The sequence below is a fragment of the Chryseobacterium sp. GW823-FHT05E08 genome, assembly GCF_058795655.1.
Map to the genome: position 1 here is coordinate 272,431 of NZ_JBXAHY010000004.1, position 23,731 is coordinate 296,161.

General features: G+C 33.8%; 20 protein-coding genes. 5 read left to right on the forward strand and 15 right to left on the reverse strand.

The features are described 5' to 3' along the window. Positions 1 to 71 precede the first annotated feature (71 nt). From AC1Q7L_RS15410 to AC1Q7L_RS15435, 6 genes are all read right to left on the reverse strand, one after another. Positions 72 to 479 (reverse strand): hypothetical protein, encoded by a 408-nt coding sequence (locus tag AC1Q7L_RS15410; protein ID WP_492306850.1) that lies wholly within the window; start codon positions 477 to 479, stop codon positions 72 to 74. A gap of 165 nt (positions 480 to 644) precedes the next feature. Beyond that, on the reverse strand, positions 645 to 2,270 hold the full coding sequence (gene groL / locus AC1Q7L_RS15415; RefSeq protein WP_072410754.1) for a chaperonin GroEL: 1,626 nt from the start codon (positions 2,268 to 2,270) through the stop codon (positions 645 to 647). Between the two features lie 98 nt (positions 2,271 to 2,368). After that, a complete protein-coding gene (locus tag AC1Q7L_RS15420; RefSeq protein ID WP_492306849.1) occupies positions 2,369 to 2,707 on the reverse strand; it encodes a hypothetical protein in 339 nt (112 codons plus the stop codon). 11 nt (positions 2,708 to 2,718) lie between these two features. Beyond that, a complete protein-coding gene (locus tag AC1Q7L_RS15425; protein ID WP_066755045.1) occupies positions 2,719 to 2,997 on the reverse strand; it encodes a co-chaperone GroES in 279 nt (92 codons plus the stop codon). Positions 2,998 to 3,150: 153 nt separating this feature from the next. After that, complete coding sequence (locus AC1Q7L_RS15430; RefSeq protein WP_492306848.1) at positions 3,151 to 5,529, reverse strand: M1 family metallopeptidase; 2,379 nt, start codon at positions 5,527 to 5,529, stop codon at positions 3,151 to 3,153. A gap of 67 nt (positions 5,530 to 5,596) precedes the next feature. Continuing rightward, positions 5,597 to 6,175 (reverse strand): HupE/UreJ family protein, encoded by a 579-nt coding sequence (locus AC1Q7L_RS15435; RefSeq protein ID WP_492306847.1) that lies wholly within the window; start codon positions 6,173 to 6,175, stop codon positions 5,597 to 5,599. Between the two features lie 119 nt (positions 6,176 to 6,294). Between AC1Q7L_RS15435 and AC1Q7L_RS15440 the strand changes: the two genes are divergently transcribed. Together AC1Q7L_RS15440 and AC1Q7L_RS15445 are read left to right on the forward strand one after the other, a co-directional pair. After that, positions 6,295 to 9,522 carry a S8/S53 family peptidase gene (locus tag AC1Q7L_RS15440; RefSeq protein ID WP_492306846.1) on the forward strand — a complete coding sequence of 1,076 codons (3,228 nt, stop codon included), beginning with the start codon at positions 6,295 to 6,297 and terminating at the stop codon, positions 9,520 to 9,522. 148 nt (positions 9,523 to 9,670) lie between these two features. After that, complete coding sequence (locus AC1Q7L_RS15445) at positions 9,671 to 10,129, forward strand: DUF6702 family protein (RefSeq protein ID WP_492306845.1); 459 nt, start codon at positions 9,671 to 9,673, stop codon at positions 10,127 to 10,129. Between the two features lie 589 nt (positions 10,130 to 10,718). On the opposite strand, the gene AC1Q7L_RS15450 is transcribed toward AC1Q7L_RS15445, so the two are convergent. From AC1Q7L_RS15450 to radA, 3 genes are all read right to left on the reverse strand, one after another. Next, entirely contained in the window at positions 10,719 to 11,318 is a 600-nt protein-coding gene (locus AC1Q7L_RS15450; RefSeq protein WP_492306844.1) for an acyl carrier protein phosphodiesterase, read from the reverse strand. An 84-nt stretch (positions 11,319 to 11,402) separates the two neighbouring features. After that, on the reverse strand, positions 11,403 to 12,950 hold the full coding sequence (locus AC1Q7L_RS15455; RefSeq protein WP_492306843.1) for a zinc-dependent metalloprotease: 1,548 nt from the start codon (positions 12,948 to 12,950) through the stop codon (positions 11,403 to 11,405). An 86-nt stretch (positions 12,951 to 13,036) separates the two neighbouring features. After that, positions 13,037 to 14,386, reverse strand: coding sequence for a DNA repair protein RadA (gene radA, locus AC1Q7L_RS15460; protein WP_066755071.1), 1,350 nt, complete (start codon positions 14,384 to 14,386; stop codon positions 13,037 to 13,039). 61 nt (positions 14,387 to 14,447) lie between these two features. Here radA and AC1Q7L_RS15465 point away from each other — a divergent pair, with 61 nt between their 5' ends. After that, the gene (locus AC1Q7L_RS15465) at positions 14,448 to 14,855 is read left to right on the forward strand and encodes a hypothetical protein (RefSeq protein ID WP_492306842.1); all 408 of its coding nucleotides are present in this window, start codon (positions 14,448 to 14,450) and stop codon (positions 14,853 to 14,855) included. Between the two features lie 68 nt (positions 14,856 to 14,923). Then, entirely contained in the window at positions 14,924 to 15,496 is a 573-nt protein-coding gene (locus tag AC1Q7L_RS15470; RefSeq protein WP_410693063.1) for a YceI family protein, read from the forward strand. A 139-nt stretch (positions 15,497 to 15,635) separates the two neighbouring features. Here the strand turns inward: AC1Q7L_RS15470 and AC1Q7L_RS15475 are convergent, their stop codons facing one another. From AC1Q7L_RS15475 to AC1Q7L_RS15500, 6 genes are all read right to left on the reverse strand, one after another. Further along, positions 15,636 to 17,330 carry a bifunctional alpha/beta hydrolase/class I SAM-dependent methyltransferase gene (locus tag AC1Q7L_RS15475; RefSeq protein WP_492306841.1) on the reverse strand — a complete coding sequence of 565 codons (1,695 nt, stop codon included), beginning with the start codon at positions 17,328 to 17,330 and terminating at the stop codon, positions 15,636 to 15,638. A gap of 2 nt (positions 17,331 to 17,332) precedes the next feature. After that, a complete protein-coding gene (locus tag AC1Q7L_RS15480) occupies positions 17,333 to 18,634 on the reverse strand; it encodes a phosphatase PAP2 family protein (protein WP_492329388.1) in 1,302 nt (433 codons plus the stop codon). After that, the gene (locus AC1Q7L_RS15485; protein ID WP_492306839.1) at positions 18,610 to 19,368 is read right to left on the reverse strand and encodes an SDR family NAD(P)-dependent oxidoreductase; all 759 of its coding nucleotides are present in this window, start codon (positions 19,366 to 19,368) and stop codon (positions 18,610 to 18,612) included. Before AC1Q7L_RS15485 ends, AC1Q7L_RS15480 begins: the two co-directional genes overlap by 25 nt. Positions 19,369 to 19,445: 77 nt before the next feature. Then, positions 19,446 to 20,483 (reverse strand): patatin-like phospholipase family protein, encoded by a 1,038-nt coding sequence (locus AC1Q7L_RS15490; protein ID WP_492306838.1) that lies wholly within the window; start codon positions 20,481 to 20,483, stop codon positions 19,446 to 19,448. A 3-nt stretch (positions 20,484 to 20,486) separates the two neighbouring features. After that, positions 20,487 to 21,290: a phosphatidate cytidylyltransferase gene (locus AC1Q7L_RS15495; RefSeq protein WP_492306837.1), complete on the reverse strand. Its 804-nt coding sequence runs from the start codon at positions 21,288 to 21,290 to the stop codon at positions 20,487 to 20,489. Beyond that, positions 21,280 to 21,882, reverse strand: a complete 603-nt coding sequence (locus tag AC1Q7L_RS15500; protein ID WP_492306836.1) for a CDP-alcohol phosphatidyltransferase family protein — start codon at positions 21,880 to 21,882, stop codon at positions 21,280 to 21,282. The genes AC1Q7L_RS15495 and AC1Q7L_RS15500 overlap by 11 nt, the downstream gene beginning before the upstream one ends. Positions 21,883 to 22,034: 152 nt before the next feature. Here AC1Q7L_RS15500 and pyrG point away from each other — a divergent pair, with 152 nt between their 5' ends. Further along, on the forward strand, positions 22,035 to 23,642 hold the full coding sequence (gene pyrG / locus AC1Q7L_RS15505; RefSeq protein WP_410693055.1) for a CTP synthase: 1,608 nt from the start codon (positions 22,035 to 22,037) through the stop codon (positions 23,640 to 23,642). Positions 23,643 to 23,731 lie beyond the last annotated feature (89 nt).

Genomic DNA, 23,731 nt, shown 5'->3' on the forward strand with positions numbered 1-23,731 from the left:
CATCTTTTTTGGACAATTTTTACTATAGCTTGTATAAACAGATTCTTATGGGTATGGGATAGTAATATTATTTAGATCAATAAAAATAGTTGATTTGCATCATTGTTATTTGCTTGACTTTCTGTTATATTAGCAGATGAAACTGTTTTTGGAATTCTATTATTTCGATATTGATTTATTCTATTGTTAGCTCTGACTTTTGCTGTTCCCGTACTAAGAGAACAAATAAAAAAATCACAACTTAAATTGTCATACTGTAAAATTGCTTGAGAAATCGCATTTGAGTTATCTCCCATAGTGAAAATCGCAATTTTTAAATTTTTATAGTTTATCACAATATCTGAAAAATCATTGGGATCCCCTCCAAGAGGCTGCTTATTTGTTGATATACCTCCACTATTTATTAGCATTCGATATAACAAGCCAATGGTTGTCGTTTTTCCTCTGTCAGGAAGACCTTCAAGGACAATTATTTTCATAATTTATATTTTTTATTTTTAAAACTAATTTTTTGTTAAATTTAAAATATTGTAATCATAGTTCTCTACGGAAAACCGTATTTTGAGTTCTTTCTGAAAAGAAAAACCGCTCTATAAAATAATAATAGAACGGTTAATATATTAAATTGTCTCAGCGACACGCTGTTACATCATTCCCGGCATTCCACCTCCCATTGGCATAGCAGGTTCAGCACTCTTAACTTCAGTGATTACACATTCAGTCGTTAACAACATTCCTGCAACAGAAGCTGCATTTTCAAGGGCAACTCTTGTTACTTTAGTTGGGTCGATGATACCTGCTTCAAGCATGTTTACATACTCGTCAGTTTTAGCATTGTATCCGAAGTCTCCGCTGCCTTCAGCAACTTTAGCTACGATTACAGAACCTTCACCTCCTGCGTTAGCAACGATTTGTCTTAATGGCTCTTCGATTGCTCTTTTTACGATTTTGATACCTGTAGTTTCATCAGAATTGATTCCTGTAAGATCAGCTAAAGCAGAGATTGCTCTTACAAAAGCAACACCACCACCTGCGACGATACCTTCTTCAACAGCTGCTCTCGTAGCGTTTAATGCATCGTCAACTCTGTCTTTTTTCTCTTTCATTTCAACTTCAGAAGCTGCACCTACGTAAAGTACGGCAACACCACCAGCTAATTTAGCCAATCTCTCCTGTAGTTTTTCTCTGTCGTAGTCAGAAGTAGTAGTTTCCATTTGAGCTTTGATCTGGCTTACTCTACCTTTGATCTTGCTTTCATCACCACCACCGTTTACAACCGTTGTATTGTCTTTATCGATAGATACTTTCTCAGCAGTTCCCAACATATCTAGAGATACGTTTTCCATTGTGAAACCTTGCTCTTCAGAAATAACCTGTCCACCAGTTAAGATAGCGATATCTTCCAACATTGCCTTTCTTCTGTCTCCGAATCCTGGAGCCTTTACAGCAGCAATTTTAAGAGAACCTCTTAATTTGTTTACTACTAAAGTAGCCAAAGCTTCACCTTCAACTTCTTCAGAAATAATTAATAGAGATTTTCCGCTTTGTGCGATTGGTTCAAGAACTGGAAGTAATTCTTTCATTGAAGAGATTTTTTTCTCAACTAAAAGAATATATGGATTTTCAAGTTCAACTAACATTTTTTCAGGATTAGTCACGAAATATGGCGACTGGTAACCTCTGTCAAACTGCATACCTTCTACAACGTCTACTGTTGTATCGATACCTTTAGCTTCTTCTACAGTGATAACTCCTTCTTTACCAACTTTTCCGAAAGCTTCAGCGATCAAAGATCCGATTGTTTCGTCATTGTTAGCAGAAACAGAAGCTACTTGCTTCACCATTTCTGTAGAATCACCAACTTGCTTAGACTGTTCTTTAAGGTTAGCAACAACAGCAGTTACTGCTTTGTCGATTCCTCTTTTTAAGTCCATTGGGTTTGCACCAGCAGCTACATTCTTAAGACCTTCTCTTACGATAGCCTGAGCCAAAACAGTAGCGGTAGTAGTACCATCTCCTGCGATATCATTAGTTTTGGAAGCAACTTCTTTTACCATTTGCGCTCCCATATTTTCTACTCTGTCTTCAAGTTCGATCTCTTTTGCAACAGACACACCGTCTTTAGTTACGTGAGGTGCACCGAAAGATTTCTCAATAACAACGTTTCTTCCTTTTGGTCCTAACGTTACTTTTACTGCATTAGCCAATGCATCAACCCCTCTTTTTAAAGCGTCTCTTGATTCAATATCGAATTTTATTTCTTTTGCCATGTTGTTTAGCTTTTGGCTTTAGGCTTTAAGCAATAAGCTTTTCCTAAAGCGGTTAAATTTTTATTTTGGTAAAGGCTTTTAAGCCTGAAAATATTTGATTAATCTTCTTTATCTTTCTCTTTCTCTTCCTGGTGTTGGTGATAACTACATAATGTTCCATCTAAGTATAGTACTTCGCAAAGAGGAATTTTGCTTTGACAGATTGAACATTCTTTAGTGTATCTATCTAAAACATTTTTAATATGATATAATTCTTTGTCTGAGCGAGGTTTTGTGCCAGATTCACTAACTCTTTTACAAATAATTAGCTCTATATCATTTGTAGTTAAATCTAATCTGATAACTTCATTGATAAAATGATGGAAGTCTGACAAATCATTAATTCCTTCTCTAGCCTCATACGCTAAATCATTATTGTCATAAATAGGTATTTCCATATTTGATTCTTCTATCCAATTACTCCCAATAAATCTCCTTCTTTTACAATTAAGTAATCTTTTCCGTCTAATTTTAATTCAGAACCTGAATATTTTCCATAAAGAACTTTGTCACCTACTTGAACAGTTGTAGGCTCATCTTTTTTCCCTGGACCTACTGCTACTACTGTACCTTCTTGTGGTTTTTCTTTTGCTGTGTCTGGAATAATAATACCTGAAGCTGTTTTAGTTTCTGCAGCGATCGGCTCGATCAAAACTCTGTCTGCTAATGGTTTAAAGTTTACTGACATAATATATTTAATTTTTAATTATTTCTGTATTGTAATTCTCTAAATACGTGCCAAGCATCTGAAACGAAATTTTTGGCAGACTTTTATTCCGCGATGTGAAATTTTGGCAGAAAAAAAAGTATCCAGAGTCTGAATACTTTTTGAAAATTATTGTTAGCTTTTCTTTCCGGCGGCCTGCATCGGATTTACCTTTCCGTTTGAGCCTCCTCTTACCGGGCCGTCTTGTTTTTGTTTAAATAATTGGAATTTTGAGTTTGTTGCAGAACTTCCGTCATTGCTCCATAAATTATTTGAAGTATCAATATCCGCCGTTTCTCTCATCGGATCAAGTTGAATTGATTTTAATTTTTTATCAAAATAGAATGTCTTTGAAACTTTCTTTTCATTCTGTCTCCAAATCTGAGCTGAAGATTTGTCGTACAATTTTGTACCGTCTTCAAACGTAAATTCAAGAATAACAGGCATTACCAATCCGCCTTTGTTGACGAAATCGATTTGATAGGCTGTGATATTTTTAAATTTATCCTTGTCTTTAGAATCTAAAGCTGCATTTTCATCTTTCTTTAAAGTATACGTTTTGCTGTTATCTACTTTTTCCTGACCTCTGTCATAACGGTAATAGAAATCCTGAAGGCTTTTATCTTTTTCTACATCAAAAGTGATGTTTTTATCGTCTTTGTTTCTGATTTTTGAAATATCCTGAAACTCGTTTTGTAAAGGTTTGTCAACCGTATAAGTTTCTTCTTTTGCCATTGGCATTGCATCTAAATCTGGAGTTGCAATGGTCACTTTATCAATAGCGATGTCTACAGGATCTGTTCCGTAAAACCAGCCTCTCCAGAACCAATCTAGGTCTTCACCGCTTGCATCTTCCATTGTTCTGAAAAAATCTGCAGGCTCAGGATGTTTGAAAGCCCATCTTTTAGCATACGTTTTATAAGCTTTGTCGAAAAGTTCTCTTCCCATAATGGTTTCACGAAGAATATTCAATCCGGTTGCGGGTTTTGAATAGGCGTTCGGGCCAAACTGAATAATATTTTCAGAATTACTCATAATAGGTTCCAATTGATCTTTCGGAAGTTTCATATAATCAACAATTGTCCAAGCCGGACCACGTTTTGAGGGGAATTTATTATCCCATTTTTCTTCCGTAAGATATTCAGTAAAAGTATTTAAACCTTCGTCCATCCAGCTCCATTGTCTTTCGTCTGAATTAATGATCATTGGAAAGAAGTTATGTCCAACTTCGTGAATTACTACTCCGATCATTCCATTTTTTGTACCTTCAGAATAGGTTCCGTCTTTTTCTGTTCTTCCGAAGTTGAAGCAGATCATTGGATATTCCATTCCGTTTGCTGCTTCCACAGATTGTGCAACAGGGTACGGGTAAGGAATTGTAAATTCTGAATAGGTTTTGATGGTATGTGCAACCGCTTTCGTTGAATATTTTCTGTACAAAGCATAAGCTTCTTTTGGATAGAAACTCATCGCCATTACTTTATTATTGTTTTCAGGAATTGTTACACGCATTCCATCCCAAACGAATTTTCTTGAGGTAGTCCAAGCGAAATCTCTTACATCGCTTGCTTCAAAATTCCATGTTTTTCTTTGTTTTGAATGATTTTTCTCTGCTTTTTTAGCTTCATCCAACGTAACAATTTCTATTGGCTCACTTGCACTTTCTGCTTTTCTATATCTCCCTAATTGATCTGATGTTAAAACCTGATCGTAGTTTTTACATTCTCCGGTTCCACCTACAATATGATCTGCAGGAACGTTCATTGAAACTTTAAAATTTCCGAAAACTAAAGCAAATTCACCTCTTCCCGTGAATTGGTGGTTTTGCCAACCGTGAAAATCACTGTAAACACACATTCTCGGATACCATTGAGTCATCGTGTAAAGATCATTTCCATCTTCTGCAAAGTTTTCATAACCGCCACGACCGCCCATTTTTATACGATTGGGAATATTGTAATTCCAGTCTACTTTAAAAATAAGCTGTTCTCCTTTTTTTAATGTTTTAGGTAAATCAATACGCATCATGGTTTGATTTACCGTATATTTTAAAGGATTTCCTGATGCATCGGTCACTTTTTCAAGGTTTACTCCGTATCCGTTATCTTTTACAGGAAGTTCAGAAACTTTTAACTGCTGATCATTGGTTGATTGCGGTAGAGTAGAAGAAAACTGAAAATCTGCTTTTTTCACAGTTGACTGCTGATTTTCATCTAGTTGTAGCCAAATGTAATCCAGATCGTCGGGAGAATTATTGTAATAAGTGATGGTTTCGGAACCTTTTAAATTCCTTTTATCTTCATCAAGATATGCTGTGATGTTGTAATCGGCTCTGTTTTGCCAATATCCGTGCCCCGGAGCTCCGGAAGCTGTTCTGTAGATATTAGGAGTTGGAAGAATTGTTCCTAATTGCTCAAACCTGTTTCCGTGATTGCTTCCCGGATTATTTTGAATATTTTGTGCAGTTAAACCTACATATGTGAATACAGAAAGTAGCGTTACTTTTAGTTTCATGACCGAATTTGTTTAAGAATTATCAAATATAATAATAAGTAGTTGAAAACTTGAAAATGTTTCAGGCTTAAAAAGGAATTCTTTCTAAAGCCATTTTTAAGGAGAGCGCAAATACTCCGGATGAAACAAATAATACCCAATCTTTTTTATTGATTTTGAATATTTTAAGTGAAATAAATAATATAATTAAGATAGCAAAAACAATCACGATCTGTCCTAATTCCAAACCGATATTAAAACCTAAAAGCGGAAAGAAAATACTTTGACTTTTTGCAATCATTACTCTTGCTGTATTCGCAAAGCCCATTCCGTGGATTAAACCGAAAATTAAAGCTAAATAATAATTCATCTTCATTAAGCCATTCTTTTTATTTTTCATTAAAATATTGCCTAATGAAGTAAGAACAATTGTTACGGGAATCAAAAATTCTACCCATTTTGAAGAAACTCTCACAATATCTAAAATACTTAAAGCTAAAGTTATAGAATGCCCGATGGTAAATGCTGTTACCAAAATCAGAATTTTCTTCCAATCAGTATAAGAATACATTGCTATTAAGGCTAAAACGAAAAGCTGATGGTCGAGAGCATCCAGAGAAATAATGTGTTCCCAGCCTAATTTTAAATAAAAGATAAAGTCCTGCATAAATTGAATAAATTAAATAATTATTTGGTATTTAAGGTGTTTTAGTTTTAATAATTACTGTTAATTAGCTATAAAATAAATAAAAATTGTATAATTGTAATGATAAAAAATTACGCAACATGGATTTAAAACTATTATTTACAAAAGTACATATTCCCTTTACAGGAAAGAATACTTTAAGAAATGTAGCTGCTGTTTTTCTTGGTCTTTCTTCTTACGGAATGTTTGGGCAGGTTCAAAAATTAGACTCTCGATTTGAAATTTTGTTGAAAAACAAAGATAAAGTATCAAAAGGAATTGAAATTAAAGATTTCGACCGTCCTGAAATGCAGCTTGACAAACACTTGGTTGTAACTTCGAAAGGAGCACAAACCATGTATTCTTGTATTATTTATACTAAAACACCTGAAAAATTAAAAGCTGATGGAATTTTAGTTCAAAGTGAACTTCCTAATTTCGTGACCGCACTGGTAGGAATAGAGGATATTGAAAAATTGACTCAACTTCCGTACGTGACGTCTGTGATGGCTCCGACTTTTGATATTCTTCATAATGATGTAAGCAGAGCACAGTCCGGAGCAAGTCTTTTGCAGGATGGAGCTTTTAATAATACTTCATATGTTGGAACAGGAGTTTTAGTTGGAGTGTATGACACGGGTATCGATTGGAAACATCCTGATTTCAGGGGAGCTACAGATCAGACGAAAAGTAGAATTTATTCAATTTGGGATCAAACCTTAACACCTCAGGGATCAGAAACTTCGCCTGCCGGTTTTTCTACAGGGGTAGAATATACAAGAGCTCAGATTGAAGATGAATTAGATGGCTCACCAACCAATTTTGTCCGTGAAAATGATACCAACGGTCACGGATCTCACGTTGCCGGAACAGCTGCCGGAAACGGATCTGGTTTTGCAGATAAAAGACATAAAGGTTTTGCTCCAGGAGCAGATATCGTTTTTGTAAAAGGTGGTAATGGATCTTTTCCAACGACGAATACTATTAATGCATTAACTTATTTTAAAAACGTAGCAACAGCTTTAAACAAGCCTATTGTTGTGAATATGAGTATCGGAGGGCAAGGTTCTGCTCATGACGGTACTGGAAGCCACGAAGTTGCAGTGAATGCTTTTACAGCTTCAGGCCCGGGTAGAGTAGTGGTGATCTCCGCAGGTAATGATTACGGTGGAAATATCCATAAAACCGTTAATATTGCACCGAATGCAACTCAAAACTATACTTTTACAGTAGCAAGTAATACTTCTGCAGCCTCTATATTTTCATTTTTGATGTATGCAAATGATGATTCTCCGGTTACAGCAAAGCTTACAGCACCGGATGGCCAGCAGTATACTTCTAATATTACGACAACAAACACTTTTAATATTTTAGGAGGTGGATTAACGGCTACAATGTATAATTATTGGAGTACGGATAATAACAAAAGATACGTACAGTTAATTGTCAGCAGACCAAGTGGAACTACAAATGCTCAGGGTACTTATACTTTAGAAATCACAAATAACGGAACTCAGCAGATAACAACACATGGCTGGTTGTATAGCCAAGGTGTAGCAACTACATTGACAGATGGGAATAATGAATATATTGTTGGTTCACCAGGAAATGCATCAAGCGCAATTACAGTAGCATCTTATATGGGAAGAGCGAGTTGGTATACTGCGGCTGGAGGTTATTATGTTCTTACTCCACAGGAGTCTATTTCTGCATTTAGTTCAGAAGGGCCTAGAGTTGACGGTTTCCAAAAACCGGAAATAACAGGTTCAGGACAACATGTGATCTCTGCAAGATCTAGTAATTCTGCACCGGCAGCAACAGATATTATTAATGGGACTACCTATTACGTAAAAAACCAGGGAACGAGTATGTCTTCACCGGGAGTTGCAGGAGCGGTAGCTTTGTTGCTTCAGGCAAATCCTACTTTAACGGCAGCTGCAGTAAAAAGCAGATTGACTCTTAATGCAAGACAAGACGGTGCAACGGGTACTGTACCAAATCCAAGATGGGGTTTTGGGAAACTTGATATTTATAAAGCAGTTACAGATGAGTTAAACTGTGTAAAATCAAATTTTGAAATAGTTACTTACGATGAACCATACATTTTAGCAAATGCTGAAAACAATAACTTTTTTGATAACACGGCTTTAGCTGTTCGTTATACACCAACATTAACGGGTAAATTGGGAGGTTTCTCATTCCTTACCGGAACTTCTGCAATTCCTGCTGATATGGCGGTTGATATTCAGGTAAGAAAAGTAGATGCCAACGGAAATCCGGGCGATATTATTGCAACTAAAACAGTTTCTTCTTGGGTAAATGATATTCAGAGATTTACTTGGAACTATGTTAATTTATCAGATTTAAATATTCAAACCGTTACAGGCAAAGATTTCTATATCGTTATTAATGGATTGAGTGGAAGAATTTCCATGAAAAACGAATCTGTTGTAGTAAATAACAGATCAAAAACATCTACAGACGGAACAACCTGGACGGCAAGAACATTCGATCTTAAAATGAGAGCAACAGTTTATGAAAATGTAGCTGAGGTTAAAGTTTTAGCAACGGCAAATCAAACAAAACTGGCTCCGGTTGCCACAGGATACAATTATTTCGTGAATAACTGTCAGTTAATTTCAAGAGTAGAAAAAGAGACGGCAAGCACCGTAACAGGAAATGTTACTTCTAAAGTTTGGGTTGATAACGCTCAGCCAAACTATGTTTCAAGAAGATTTGAAATGAATCCTGCAGCTAATGCAACAACGGCAACAGGAAAAGTGACATTATACTTCAAGCAGGCTGAATTTGATGCTTATAACCTTACAAATGCGGTTAAATTGCCAACTTCAAGCACAGATAATGCCAACAAAGCTAATCTTATTGTTGAAAAATATACAGGAACAAGTGCAAGTAATACAGGAACAATCGCTTCTTTCGGAAGTGCTGCAACTCCGGTTGCTGTAAATGTTGCTGATATCGTTTGGAATGAAACCTATCAATATTGGGAAGTAAGCTTCCAAACAACAGGATTTGGAGGTTATTTTGTAAAAACAAACTCTGTTACTTTAGGAGTGAATGATATCAAAGACAACGCTGAGATCAACGTATATCCTAATCCTGCGAAGAACTTTGTGAATGTAACTTTAGGTAAAGCTTCTAAAGCTGGGGTAACAATACACGATGCTTCAGGTAAGCTTGTGAGAAACGTAGATATTAGTTCTACATCAAATAAAATTAATGTTTCTGATCTTGTAAGCGGAACATACGTATTCACAATTACGTTAGACAACAATTCTAAAGTAGTGAAAAAGATTATCAAAGAATAATCTCACAATAATTTTTACAATTAAAGAGTGACAGCTAATAACTGTCACTTTTTTTTATATTTGTTTAAATAATTTCATATCAATGTTTTTGAAGCTTAATTTTTTGTTTGTAGCACTCTCTCTGTTGTTTTCCGTTAAATCCCATGATTTGAAGACTAAGGAAGAATTTCATCCTTATCATGTAGGTTCTGTAGAAATTAATTACAACTCAAAATCGAAAACCTTTGAAATCACAGGACGTTTTTTTCTTGATGATCTGGAAAATGGTTTATCTAAAAAATATGGAAAACCTCTTCATTTTAATGATGAAAAATACAAAGCTCAACTTAATGAAGCTTTAAAAAATTACAGTGCTGAATATTTTAGGTTAAAATCTGACAACAAATTCCTAAAAGTAAATTATGTCGGCTATGAAGAAGACAGCGAATCTGTTAATGTTTTCTTAGAATCCGAGACGCTTACTTCTCCTAAAAAAGTGGAAGCAGCCGTAAGTTTTCTCTATAATTTATTTGATGACCAGATCAATATTGTTCATATCATTGTCAATGGAAATCGTAAAAGCGAAAAGCTTGTTTATCCTAACAGATACCTGTTTCAACAGTTTTAAATGAATATTTACATTAAATAATTATTGTAAAAGGTTTTCATGATGTAAACGATAAGTTGGGGATTAAATTCTATAATTAATCGACTTGAAAAAGGAAATATTTTACTTTTTCTAAATTATTACACTAAATATATGTTGATTATGAGGTTCTTATTAATTATCATTAATACTTATTATTAATCCTTGTCTTTTAAATAAAAAATATTATATTTGTCTCAACATAAAACGATTAATTTTATATATAAATTGCTATTTTATGTTAAAATATAGTTTTAGTCTCATTGTGATTGTAGATTAATGAAGCTATTAAAAAATTGTATTTTATCAATTATAAAAAGAAACTTAAATAAACTTGTCATGAAACTTAAACAATTTTATCACGTACTCATACGGCTTCGGCAAAGTAGTATAACATTTGATCAACTAGGGATAAAAAATTCTTTTGTTAAACAATTTTCAAACATCATTTTTAATTATAAGAATAAACAACTATTTTTTCAGGCACAATAATTCTACTAACACAAAACAATATAAATGTTCCCAAACATTGAAAAACACTTACCGTAGTAAGTGTTTTTTATTTTTATCATTAAAATGGATTTTCTGTTTTTAGCTGTGCATTGATAGCTTGTGCATGAGCCAGCAGATCCGGGAAAAATGCATCATAACATTCTTGAAGAATCTTTTTGTTTTGAAGAAATAATTCGAAAACAGGAAGGTCTTTATCTAAATATTTTGCTTTATTAAGAACGTTTTGAATACTGAATTTAATTCCCTGATTTTCACGATAATTATAAAGCCAGTCATCATGTTCCATTTTCACGAGCATTCTTTTGAAATTTTCGGGAAGCCATTTTTCATTTTCGTTAAGAACTCGGTATACTCGTAAAGAATGCTCTTTCCAGCCTTGAAGCGAATTTAAGCTTAAATCATTTGCTAAAAAATAATCCATCGAAACATCTACAAACGCCCCGGAATACAATCTCACCAACGGACTGAAAACTTTTTTAGCCTCATGCAATGCAGGGTGAGCATCAGTAAAAGTATCAATAGCTCTGTGCAGGGTAATCCCGTCCTGAATATCTTTAGGAAAAGAAAAACGGTCTTTGTTTCGGATAAAATCTTCCAGAAACTGTCCGACGATTTGTCCGTCCGAAAAAGTGAGAAAAGAATGAGCCAGATAATTCATACTACAAGATAAGGCTTAAAATTGAAAATCCTCCGAATAAAATTAAAATATTCAGAGGATTTTGATTGGTTAATTCTATAAAAATTATTTAACGATAAATTTTTTACTTCCTACAAATGATCCTTTCTCATCATAAATATTTAAAAAATATCCTCCGGAATTGAATCCTTTTAGATTAATACTTCTTTCAGCAGTTGTTTGAATGAGCTGTCCTGCATTATTAAATATTTTAAATGAATATCTTTCATTATCACGTAACGAAATGGTAATTACATCTTTTGCCGGATTTGGATATAATGTAAATTCTTTTGCATTAGGAAGCGTTTCTGAGGTGGATAAAACATCTGCGGAAGCGGTCGGCATGAAGTTAGAAACCACACATGCAAAACGTGAAAATCCGTAAGCTTCGTTGGATGGATTTGTATTTCCAATGGCAATTCCTGTAGGTTCAGAATTATAATTGACGCTTGGATTGGCCCAGCGATTAACTCTTGTACAGTTAAATCCAGCCGCTGAGCATTCATCATTGTAAGCCATAATAGTTCTCCAACGCTGAGAAGAAGTACTCGAAGTCCCGGAATTAATTGCTGTTCTGTTTACATATCCATGATGATGACTGCATGGAGTCGTGCTTGTATTCACATACCAATCGTGCTGTAATCCCATATTGTGTCCCAATTCATGCGCCAAAGAATAATTGGAAACCGCACAATTATAAAGACTTACACAAAATCCGTTCGCACCGCTATAATTGGTCGCATTTGTATTTACATAACCCAGTCCGCAGGTATTGGTTGGCGTTCCGGTAACTAAAGCAACCAAATCGGCTCCATAAGTTGTTCTTAAGGTATGAACGGTGTCCATATACCCATCATTATTGGTTCTTAACCTCGAAAGATCTGTGCTGATATTTCCGGGTTCTGTATAAGCGATTTCTCCGGAATAGACCAGATTAATCGTCACATTAGAAACACCGGAATTCGTTAAAGAGGTATTAAAATTAGTAATGGCAGTCGCTATAAAAGAGTTACTCTGAGAAACTCCGCCCCATGCAGTTCTTGCCGCGGAAGTGTACACAACCATCACGTCAACACGTGAAGCTGCACAAACAGGAGTTGTTGAAAGGCAAACATTAGAATTTACTTTTCCGAATCCGGAAAGTGTAGAGTCTAAAATTTGGTCATCTTTAGAATCCTGATCCAGAATTTTTTGGTCACTTACCATTGATAAAGCGAAAATATCACCATTTGTTTGATGGAACATCACTTTTTCCCCAGTACTTGGAGCGTACATTCCGGTTACAATATTATCATATTTTGAAAATACTAAATCGGATTGTGGTTCGTTTTCAATTTTGTAGACGTAAGATTCACTTTTATTGCTGTAAGTTAAAACTCTATCAAATTTTGCAATGATTTGTTTATTATTGGGTAAATTAATTTTGAGATCAGAATCTAAATTAAAGGCAGACTGTTTATAATATTTTGTTGAAATATAACTCGAAGCAAGCTCTTTTGTAATCTTCTGGTTATCTGATAAACTCCCTTCATTAACAGGATTTTGAAAAACACCGATCTGTGCTGACAATAAATTAACGCAGCAAACAAGTAGAATAATAAAATTTGTTTTCATGTCTCTTTAAGTTTTATGATTATGGATACTTAAATATAAACATAATATTTCAACATAAAGTGAATTTATTTAATGATTAAATAATATTAAAACAACCTTTCATGAAAATCCTCAATTTTACTTACTTCTTCTATTTTGATACCGTGTTTTCTTTTGGCGATTTTATTAAGATTAGAAACAAAAATAACCTCGTATCCTAATTTTTCAGCTTCCGTAATTCTCTGTTCGACTTGTGCAACGGGGCGGATTTCACCACTTAATCCAATTTCTCCCGCAAAACAAAAATGTTCTGAGATCGCAATATCTTCATTCGAGGATAAAATAGAAGCAATAACGGCAAGATCCAAAGCGGGATCGTCAGTTTTTATTCCTCCGGTAATATTTAAGAAAACGTCTTTTGAGCCCAATTGGAAACCTGCTCGTTTTTCGAGAACGGCCAACAACATATTTAGTCTTTTAGCATCAAAACCTGTACAGCTTCTTTGTGGAGTTCCATAAACGGCGGTACTTACCAACGCCTGAATTTCAAGTAACATCGGGCGGTTTCCTTCTAAAGTTACGGCAACAGAATTTCCGGAAAGCTCCTCGAATTTTTTAGTTATTAAAATTTCGGATGGATTTTTAATTTCCTTTAAACCTTGGGAAACCATTTCATAAATCCCGATTTCAGCAGTAGATCCGAAACGGTTTTTATTAGCTCTTAATAATCTGAACAGGTGATTTCTGTCTCCATCAAAATTCAAGACAACATCAACCATATGTTCCAAGACTTTTGGACCTGCAATTTGACCGTCTTTCGTGATGTGACCGACCAAGAAAACAGGAACGTTATTTTCTTTAGCATATTTAATGATTTCGTTGGAACATTCTCTGATCTGAGAAACGGTTCCTGGCGAACTTTCAATTAATTGTGATTGTAATGTCTGAATTGAATCAATTATAACAAAATCAGGCTCTAGTTTTTTAGCTTCATGAAGGATTTTTTCCAGTGAAGTTTCTGTGTAAAGAAAACAGTTCGGATTTTGAACATCCGTTAATCTGTCGGCTCTCATTTTGATCTGAGAAGCGCTTTCTTCCCCCGAAACATAGAACACTTTTTTCTTCATTTTCAGGGCAAGCTGTAAGAGTAACGTCGATTTTCCAATTCCGGGTTCGCCGCCGATCAAAGTAACGGAACCTAAAACAATTCCGCCTCCCAAAACTCGGTTAAGTTCTTCGGAAGGTGTTTTTATACGAGGTTCTTCTATTGTTTCAACTTCAACAATATTAATGACGTGTTGCTTTGTTTTTGAAAACGGTGGCGTTTTAGATGAGGTTTTTTCTACGACTTCTTCCACCAAAGTATTCCATTCTCCACAGTTTTTGCATTGTCCCATCCACTGAGAATACTGTGTTCCGCAGCTCTGACAGAAATATGCTGTTTTTAATTTTGCCATACCGCGAAGTTCTTGATTTTTTTTTGAATTTTTCTTCCGAAATTTTAGTTAATTTTCAACCATGAAAAATATTCTGAAAAGTTTGGTAATATTTATTGTAATGAGCCTTTTAAATGCTCAGTGTACAGATTGGTCGGTGAGAAGTTTAGATTTGCCCGGTGGAAGTTTCGGAATGTATTCAATATTAATTCTAATTCTCACCTCAATAATTACAGGAATAGGATTGGTAACTGTCATTATTTTTAGAAAAAGTTATCATTCAATACTAAGAATTGCGATTTTATATGAAGTTATTTACTTGTTTATGCTGATCGTGTCGGGAAATAATCCGTTCTCTTATTTTTCAAATCCAACAAATGAAAATATGTTATCGATATTGATGTATGGGAATTCTTTAGCCATATTACTTTTGATGTATCTTATTGATTTACTCTATTCAAAAATAAATTCATCAAAAATCAAAAACTAACATAGATCAATGTCAGGTAGTTTTTTACTGCCTACATTTGCCATAAGATTAATCTAAAATAAAATATAATGAAAAAAGTATTCTTAACTTTTGTATTCGCTTTACTAAGCGTTGTAGGATTTGCACAAACAGCTTGGGCAGTAGATCCAATGCATTCTTCAGTGAATTTCAATATCAAACATATGGGAATCAGCTTTGTACAAGGTAGATTCGATAAATTTGACGGAAAAGTGGCTGCTAGTAAAGAGGGTGGTTTAGATAAAGCCGAGTTTAGCTTCTTTGTTAAAACATCTTCTGTAAACACGGGTGTAGAAATGAGAGATAAGCACTTGCAAAGCGCAGATTTCTTTGACGCTGAGAAGTTTCCTACAATGACTTTTGAAAGTACTTCTATCACAAAAGAAAAAAATAATACATACACTTTAAAAGGTAAACTGACTATTAAAGATGTTACTAAAGAAATCAGTGTTCCAGTAACTTACGGTGGAATTACTAAGAATCAACAGGGAAAAGAAGTGATGGGTTTCCAGACAAAATTCACGGTTAACCGTTTAGATTATAACATTAAATATGATCCAACGGGTGCTGGCGTAGCTAAAGACGTTGACGTTAACTTATATTTTGAGTTAGCTAAACAATAATTTTCATATAAATTTGGTTTAAGAAAAGGCTTCTCAATATTCTTGGGAAGCCTTTTTATTTTATTCCAGTTTAAAATTTTATCATTTATTTGTCATTCCGGAGGAATCTAAATTATGTTTTTAAAGTCTTATTTTTAAGTTAAAAATTAACCTTCCCAGAAGACACCGTAAAAATTCCAAAATCATCAATCAGCATATTTTCTTTCTGAATATTGTTGAAAGTCATCATTCTGTCAAGTTCTTTTTGCGAACGTCTTCTCATGATCCAGTCTTTATTTTGATGATTATTCAGAACATAAGCGATCATTTTCAACTGCGGATGCCAAGGCTGTCCGGTATAAACGATGAATGAATTTTGTTCTGAAATAGAATTAATTCCCTGAATCGCTTTACTTGCCATTTCATTATCTCCGAAAAGCTCTAAAATTCCCGAAACGATGGTGATATTTGGTTCAAAATCTAATTTTTTATACGTTTCAGGATCAAAACAATCAAAATTAGTAAATCTGATGTTTTGATATTTTTTGTCCTGGATTACTTTTTCTCCAATCTCAATATTTGCCTTTACAAATTCATTGACAACGATTTCAACTTCAGAATATTTTTCTTTAATATCAAATAAATAATTTCCCGTTCCGCCTGCAATATCAAGGATTTTTACTTTTCTGCCTTCTTTTTTCAGGATTTGAATTTTTTGTTCTAAAAGTTTGATCAAATGTTGCTTTCTGATTCTAATTCCCGTCCAGCCAATAGCTTCAAGATAATTTTTATCCATCATTTTTCCGAAACCTAATTTCCCTTGAGGCTGATTGTGATAAACATAATCTAAAGAAGCGCCAGAATCAAAACCATGTTTCAAACCTATCTCCATTCCTTTACTGATCTTTCCTATAGTATTAAGAGACCATTTTTGAAATTTAAAGTTCAGGTTATTGCCTACATTATTTTGAAGATCCTGATATTCTTTTACAGAAAATTTGTCAGGCGAAAGTGATGCTTTTTTCTGAGTTTGACCAAAACATTTTTCAGCAAAATCTTTAATTTTATCATAAACCAATTCTTTTCCTGTATCAAATAAAATTCCATGGAAAAAGTTGGGAAGAACTTCGTATTTTTTTAAATCTGTATCTAATTGATCATGAAAACTTTTCTGATCTTTATTAAAAACAACATGATCTTTTTCAGCAGATAATATAAGAGTAGGTGTGTCGATGGCTTCTGCATCTTCTACCAAACGTTTTCCTGCTTTTGCGAGATCGATCAGTAATTCGGCATCAATAGATCGAGTAATCAAAGGATCTGTATCGTAGGCTTTTTGTTGTTCAGGATCGTGAGTCAGCATTGTTGATTTTACATAACTTTTGATAATCAATCCTTTCTTTAATTTAGTTCCTAAAGTTATCATTTCATTTGCCAAAGGAACGATAAGATTGATTCTAAAAGCGGGTGCCAAAAGAGCCATTCCTGCAATATTAGGTGCGAAATCATGTGCCCAAGCGGAAGCGATAACACCTCCAATACTGTTGGCAAGTAAAAAAATATCAGAAATTTTCACATCATATTTTGACTGTAAAAATTTTGAAAAAGAGTCCAAGTCACGAACATAATCCATAAAAATAGAAGAGGTTGGCGTCTTTGTATGTCCATGTCCGCGAAGGTCGAATGCAAAAATATTATAGTTTGAAAATTGTTGCGATTGTGCGATATCGTTCAGTCTTTCGGAATGTTCGTGTCCGCGATGAATGATGATGATGCTTTTTTGTTGAGGTTGATAATTCCATTCACGATAAAAGATTTCGCTTTCATCAAAACTTTTAAAATTTCCGCTGTTCATATTTAAAATTTTTTCAGAAAATCGTAGATATAAAAATGGATGATTGCATTCTTATTCAGGACTTTCATATTGGTTATTGCTTGGTTTAGAGGTAAAGATAGAATATTTTTCATTACTAAAATGCCGATGGCAGAACTTCTGGTATAGCCCATCGTACAATGAATGAGTATTTTTCCGTCTTTCGGAAGTTGATGATAATTTTCTGTGATTTTTAGAACTAATTTTTTCGTTTGATCAATATCCAACATTCCAATATCTAAAAAAGGAACAGAATAATAGGTAGATTTTTCTTTTATTTCAGAATTTTCTTCTATTTCTGCTGAGAGATCGTAGATGGAAATATTTTTATTAATTTCAAAATCTTGCAAATCTTTTTTATCAGGTTTTGACGAAATATAAATGTTGGTTACAATTTCTAATGGTCTTTTATTCTTTCTTAAAAACTTCCAAAATGTCCAATAAATGAATAAATAAGGAAAGTAAAACAGTTTTTTGTAAAAAGGAATATTTCCGTTAGTGTCTTTTAAAAAGTGAATATTATTTTTTTGATATTGATAACCAACTATGATCATAACGAGAGCTGGCCACAACAAAATTAGCCAAGATTCATTTGAAAATTTATACAATAATAAAGAGACTAAAACAAAGATCCATCCAGCCAAAAAATAGAAATTAGCGACTTGAAAATTCCTATATAAAAAGTTGTTTTTCTGATAAGGAAATATGATGAAGCTAATATGAGCCAAAATAGTTCCTGTGAGAATATCAATCAAATGATGTTGGTAAGTTGTTAAAGTAGAAATTCCTATAGCAACGAGCCAAATCATTAAAAATATTCTCCATTTTTTTAAATTTCTAAAAATGCTCCAAAAAATAAAAGCATACACAATATGTAAGGAAGGAGCCTGATTGAAAGGCAAATCAAAAGTTGTTAAAAACTGAAATGAATATCCGAAAATAGAATTATTGACTTCCGGTCTCTGTAAAGAAAATTTTAATGGAAATAATAAAAAACAAATTCCAGCAACAACAGTTACAAACAACATTCTTTGGGTCAGGACTTTGAGCTGTTTTTTCGTACTACAAAAGAAAAAAACAGAACAGAAAAACAGTCCGCTGGTCATATAAGGAATAATTGTCCAAGGGAGAAATGGGATGTATTTCTCAAAATCAAAAACAAAAGACAAAACTTTTTCAAGCTTTGAAACATGCCACGCCGAATAATTGTAAACAATCATGAATACAACGGAACACAGCAACATTGCATAGATTTTCTGCTTTAATTTTGGTCGTTTTTCATCCATTTGGCTTTTCTGAACATGATAATATTTAATAATGAAGAGGGAAGGATGGATAATGACTTCATCATCCATTTCATTTTTGCAGGGAAAATGATTAATTTTTTTTGAGTTTCAATAGCATCCGAAATGATAGCTGTTGCCGTTTCAACATCAGTAAGAAAAGGCTTTTTGCTTAAATCATTATCGTTAAGTTCTCTCAATTTCAATGTGTCAACATACCCAGGAGCAATCGTCGTTACAGAGATTCCAAAGGGTTTCAAAGCTCGGCGATAAGCATCCGCAATTTGAATCACCGAACGTTTAGTCTTGGTATACAAACTTGAATTTTCATAGTCCATAATCCCGGAAACCGAAGCAATAACAGCAATGCTTCCTTTGTCTTGACCTTTCATCGCTTTTCTGGCTACTTCGAAACAATTTACGGTTCCTAAAATATTGGTTTGCAGCATTTCTTCGGCTTCTTCGTAAGATATATTTCCGGCAACATCTTCTGCGTAACTTCCGGCGCAATTGATGAAAATATCAAGATCTTTATTTTGTAGAAAGTCTTTTAATGCTGAAAAAACTGAATTTATATCACAAACGTCAGCTTGAAATATTTTTAAATTTTCTGAACTATTTTCAGGAATTTTGGTTAAATCTCTTCCGCAAATCCCCACGCGATATCCTTTTGAAAGATAATGCTGAGCAAGAGAATAGCCGATTCCCGAAGTTCCACCTGCGATAAAAACGTTCATGAGCGTGTTGTGATTTTCAATTTTAGGTAAAAATAAGTTTAATTTAATGATGAAAGATGTAAAAATCTTAACTGTCTTTATTTTTTAATACTCTTGATCGTCTGGTCAAAACCGTATTGCCACTGCATCTCCATATCTTTTACAAATTGTTGATGACTTTTTGGTAAAGAAAGTTTAATCTCAAATTTTCTCCAATTGATACTTTTTCTGATGTAGTGTCCTTCCAATTTTTGCTTAATATTATTCGTGTCAATTTGAAAATCTGGTGACTGTTTTTCAATTTCTTCTAACCTTTTATTTCCGCTGTATCCTAAAACAGCACGTACAAAAGTTTCTTCAACAGGAGTGTAGGATTGTTTTTTTTCAATAATAACTTCATCAGCAAGATGCTTTGCCAATTCAATTGGGATGAGATCAATCGCTCCACCTGCAAAATATTTCCCCTGAAGTGAAGCGGGAGCAACATAGAACATATCAGAAACGGAAATCCTCGTGCTTGCCAACAAAGAAATATCAGTTCTTATGTTGGGAATTTCTTCGATGGCACTGTGTTTTAAATTTTCAGAATTAATGATGATTTGTTCCGGAATTATTTTCTTTGCTGTTTCAGGATCGGTGAAAATTGTTTTTTGATATAATTTTCGATCAAATCGTTTTTGTCCAATTTCTGTTGGACTAAAATTGAGCTCTGAGCCAATAATTAAAGTCGGAATTTCTTGAGAAAATTGTGCATTTTTTAATGAAGGAAAATCTTCGGATAAATCCTGATTCATTTCAACCAGATATCGATTAAAGACATCTTCAATATAAGGAGCATTTCTTTTATCGAATATTTTTTTTAATGAGAAAAGTCCAATTTCAGAGAGCTTTTTATGTTTTGTTAATGCTGTTTGAGATACAAATTGAAAATATTCTTCGGATTGTAAATATTTTTTTCTTGAAAGGTTGTCGGGGAAAGCATTGATGATGATTGCAGCAAAAGCTCCACCACATGAAGCGATGAGAACATCGGGTTTCATTTCTAGTTCTTCCAGTGCTGCAAACATTCCGAGGTAGATCATTAATCTTGTTCCGCCTCCTGAAAAAATCAACGCTCTTTTAAATTTTTCGTTCATTTTTTACATCTTTAAAAGAAATGGAAGCAGCCAGAAAAAAATTGGAGCATTGAAGACAAGGCTGTCCATTCGGTCTAATAAACCGCCATGTCCGGGAAGTAAACTTCCGGTATCTTTTATATCGCTTTTTCTTTTTAAATAAGACATGAAAACATCTCCACAAAATCCTGAAATTCCCAAAATAAAACCTAAAATTGTATTGATGAGAATATTAGAATTCAATAAAAAGAATCCTAAAATGTTACTTAATATAATCGTCAAAAATACTCCTCCGATAAATCCCTCCAAGGTTTTATTAGGACTGATCTTCGGAACGATTTTATGTTTTCCGAAGAATTTTCCCATTAAATATTGAAAAACATCATTGAGTTCAGTGACAACAACGATAAAAATGATTGAATAAATTCCTGAAATATTTTCTCTGATAAAAGCTAAATGTGAAAAAGCAAAAAGACAAACTATTAAACTTATTACTATTCCTGATAATTGTTTTCCGGATGATTTTAAGATTGAAAAATATAAGATTATAATGATTGATAGAGCCAAACTGTAAAGAAAATAATTCTCAATATTCAAAAAATACAATAAAAAGAATTGTGAAATTCCAACGAAAATAGAAGGGATAATTTTATTGGTATTCACTTTAAACATTCTCAAAAATTCAAAAAAACATTGAAAACTGATCCATGAAACAAAGATCTTCATTGCTAAAGGATGAGAAATTCCGAGCGCGAAAACTAGGATAATGTAAACCCATGTTTTTACGCGTAAAGGAACATCTGCGAATTTATTTTCTTCAGGCTTCATGGAGTGATTTTTTTAGTCGGGTATAAGTGCTGATGAGAAGTAATAAAATAATCAGTCCAAATATATATTGAGAATAATTTAAAATATTGACTCCAAAAAATGCAATCAAACCATACAAACCTAGAATCAAAGCGCGGTCACTTTTCCCCATTGGTCCATCATAACGGCGTTCTTTTCCTACAACTTTTCCAATCAATCCTGCAAATTCATTAATGATGCTTACAATAATGAAAACGATAATTAAATATAAACTCTCCGGCTGAAATTTTAATAAAGGAAAAAATATAATCACATCTGAAATAATATCTCCAACTTCATTTAAAATTTCTCCCAACTTACTCGTTTGATTAAACTTTCTTGCCATCATTCCGTCCAACGCATTCAAAGCCATTCTTATCAATAATCCGACTGGTAAGCTTAGGAAAAACCACTTTGAAATATTAGAATTCCAAAATAATACTCCAATAATGACAGATAACAAAATGGAACTGATCGTAATTTGATTGGCAGTAATTTTCTTTTTATTTAAAAATAATAAAATAGGAGTGAGCAGCTGCTGGAATTTTGGTTTGAGTTTATATACCGAAATCATTATGGTTATGGCTTTTTGTGTTTGTTGAGATCAAATATAGATAAATTTTTTCATCAGGATTTATAAATGATAGAGGCATGTTTTACAATTTCATAAAGGTAAAAAATTGCTTTGTGTTTCTTTTTCCCCTAACTTTGCACAAACCTAATCTAATGAGTAAAAAGAATACAAAGTACATCTTTGTGACAGGAGGTGTAACTTCATCTTTGGGAAAGGGAATCGTTTCTGCTTCTCTGGGACTTCTACTAAAATCACGCGGCTTTAATGTAACGATCCAAAAACTAGATCCTTATATCAATATCGACCCAGGAACATTAAACCCTTATGAGCATGGAGAATGCTATGTAACCGAAGATGGTGCGGAGACGGATCTGGATTTAGGTCACTATGAGCGTTATTTGGACGCTCCAACTTCTCAAAATAACAACGTTACGACAGGAAAAATCTACCAAACTGTAATTGATAAAGAAAGAAAAGGAGATTTCCTTGGAAAAACAGTTCAGGTAATTCCTCATATCACAAACGAAATTAAGCGTAGAATTAAAATTTTATCTAAACAGAACTACGATATCATTATTACTGAGATCGGTGGAACTGTTGGAGATATTGAATCTTTACCATATATTGAAACTGTTCGTCAGTTGAAGTGGGAGTTGGGAGAGAAAAATTCTATGGTGATTCACTTGACTTTATTGCCTTATCTGGCTTCAAGTGGAGAATTAAAAACAAAACCATCTCAGCATTCTGTTCGTCAATTGATGGAAAGCGGAATTATGGCAGATGTTTTAGTGTGTAGAACAGAACACAATATTCCAAAAGATCAGAGAGCGAAATTGGCTCAATTCTGTAACGTTTCTTTAGATAATGTAATTGAATGTAAAGATTTGGAAACGATTTATGAAGTTCCAATGTACCTTCAGAAACAAAATTTTGATGATGTAGTTTTAAAAGAATTAGATCTGAAAAATGATAAAGAAGCTGATCTTAAAGACTGGAAAACTTTCCTTAAAAAATTCAAAAACCCTAAAAGAACGGTAGAAATTGCCTTAGTAGGTAAATATATTTCTCTACAGGATTCTTATATTTCTATTGCTGAAGCTTTCAAACATGCAGGTGCAAGTCTTGAAACTGAAGTAAAAGTAAGATGGGTTTACAGTGGAGATATTACTGCCGAAAATATCAAAGAAACTTTAAATGGTGTTGATGGAATCCTTGTTGCCCCAGGTTTTGGTGACAGAGGAATTGAAGGTAAAGTTCTTACAGCTCAATATGCAAGAGAAAATAAAGTTCCAATGTTGGGAATTTGCCTAGGAATGCAGATCATGACGATTGAATTCGCAAGAAATGTTCTTGGACATGCGAAAGCGAACTCAATGGAATTTGATACTTCTACACCGGATCCTGTAATTTCAATTATGGAAGAGCAGAAAAATGTTGTAGATAAAGGAGGTACAATGCGTCTTGGTGCTTGGAAATGTTCATTGAAAAATGCTTCTAAGTTATATGATATCTACGGAGCTAAAAATATTTCTGAAAGACACCGTCACCGTTATGAATTCAACAGTGATTATCTTCAGGAATTCGAAAAGAATGGTTTCTTAGCTACAGGTACAAACCCGGAAACAGGATTGGTGGAAGCATTAGAAATGCCGGATCACCCGTTCTATGTTGGAGTCCAGTATCACCCGGAATACAAAAGTACGGTTGCAACACCGCATCCTTTATTCAAAGCTTTTATTAAGGCTTGTGAGAAAAAATAAAAGGATTTTAGTAATACTGAAACCTTCAAGGTTTTAAAACCTTGAAGGTTTAGATAAAGTAATTATTAGATAACAAACGTCATAAATAA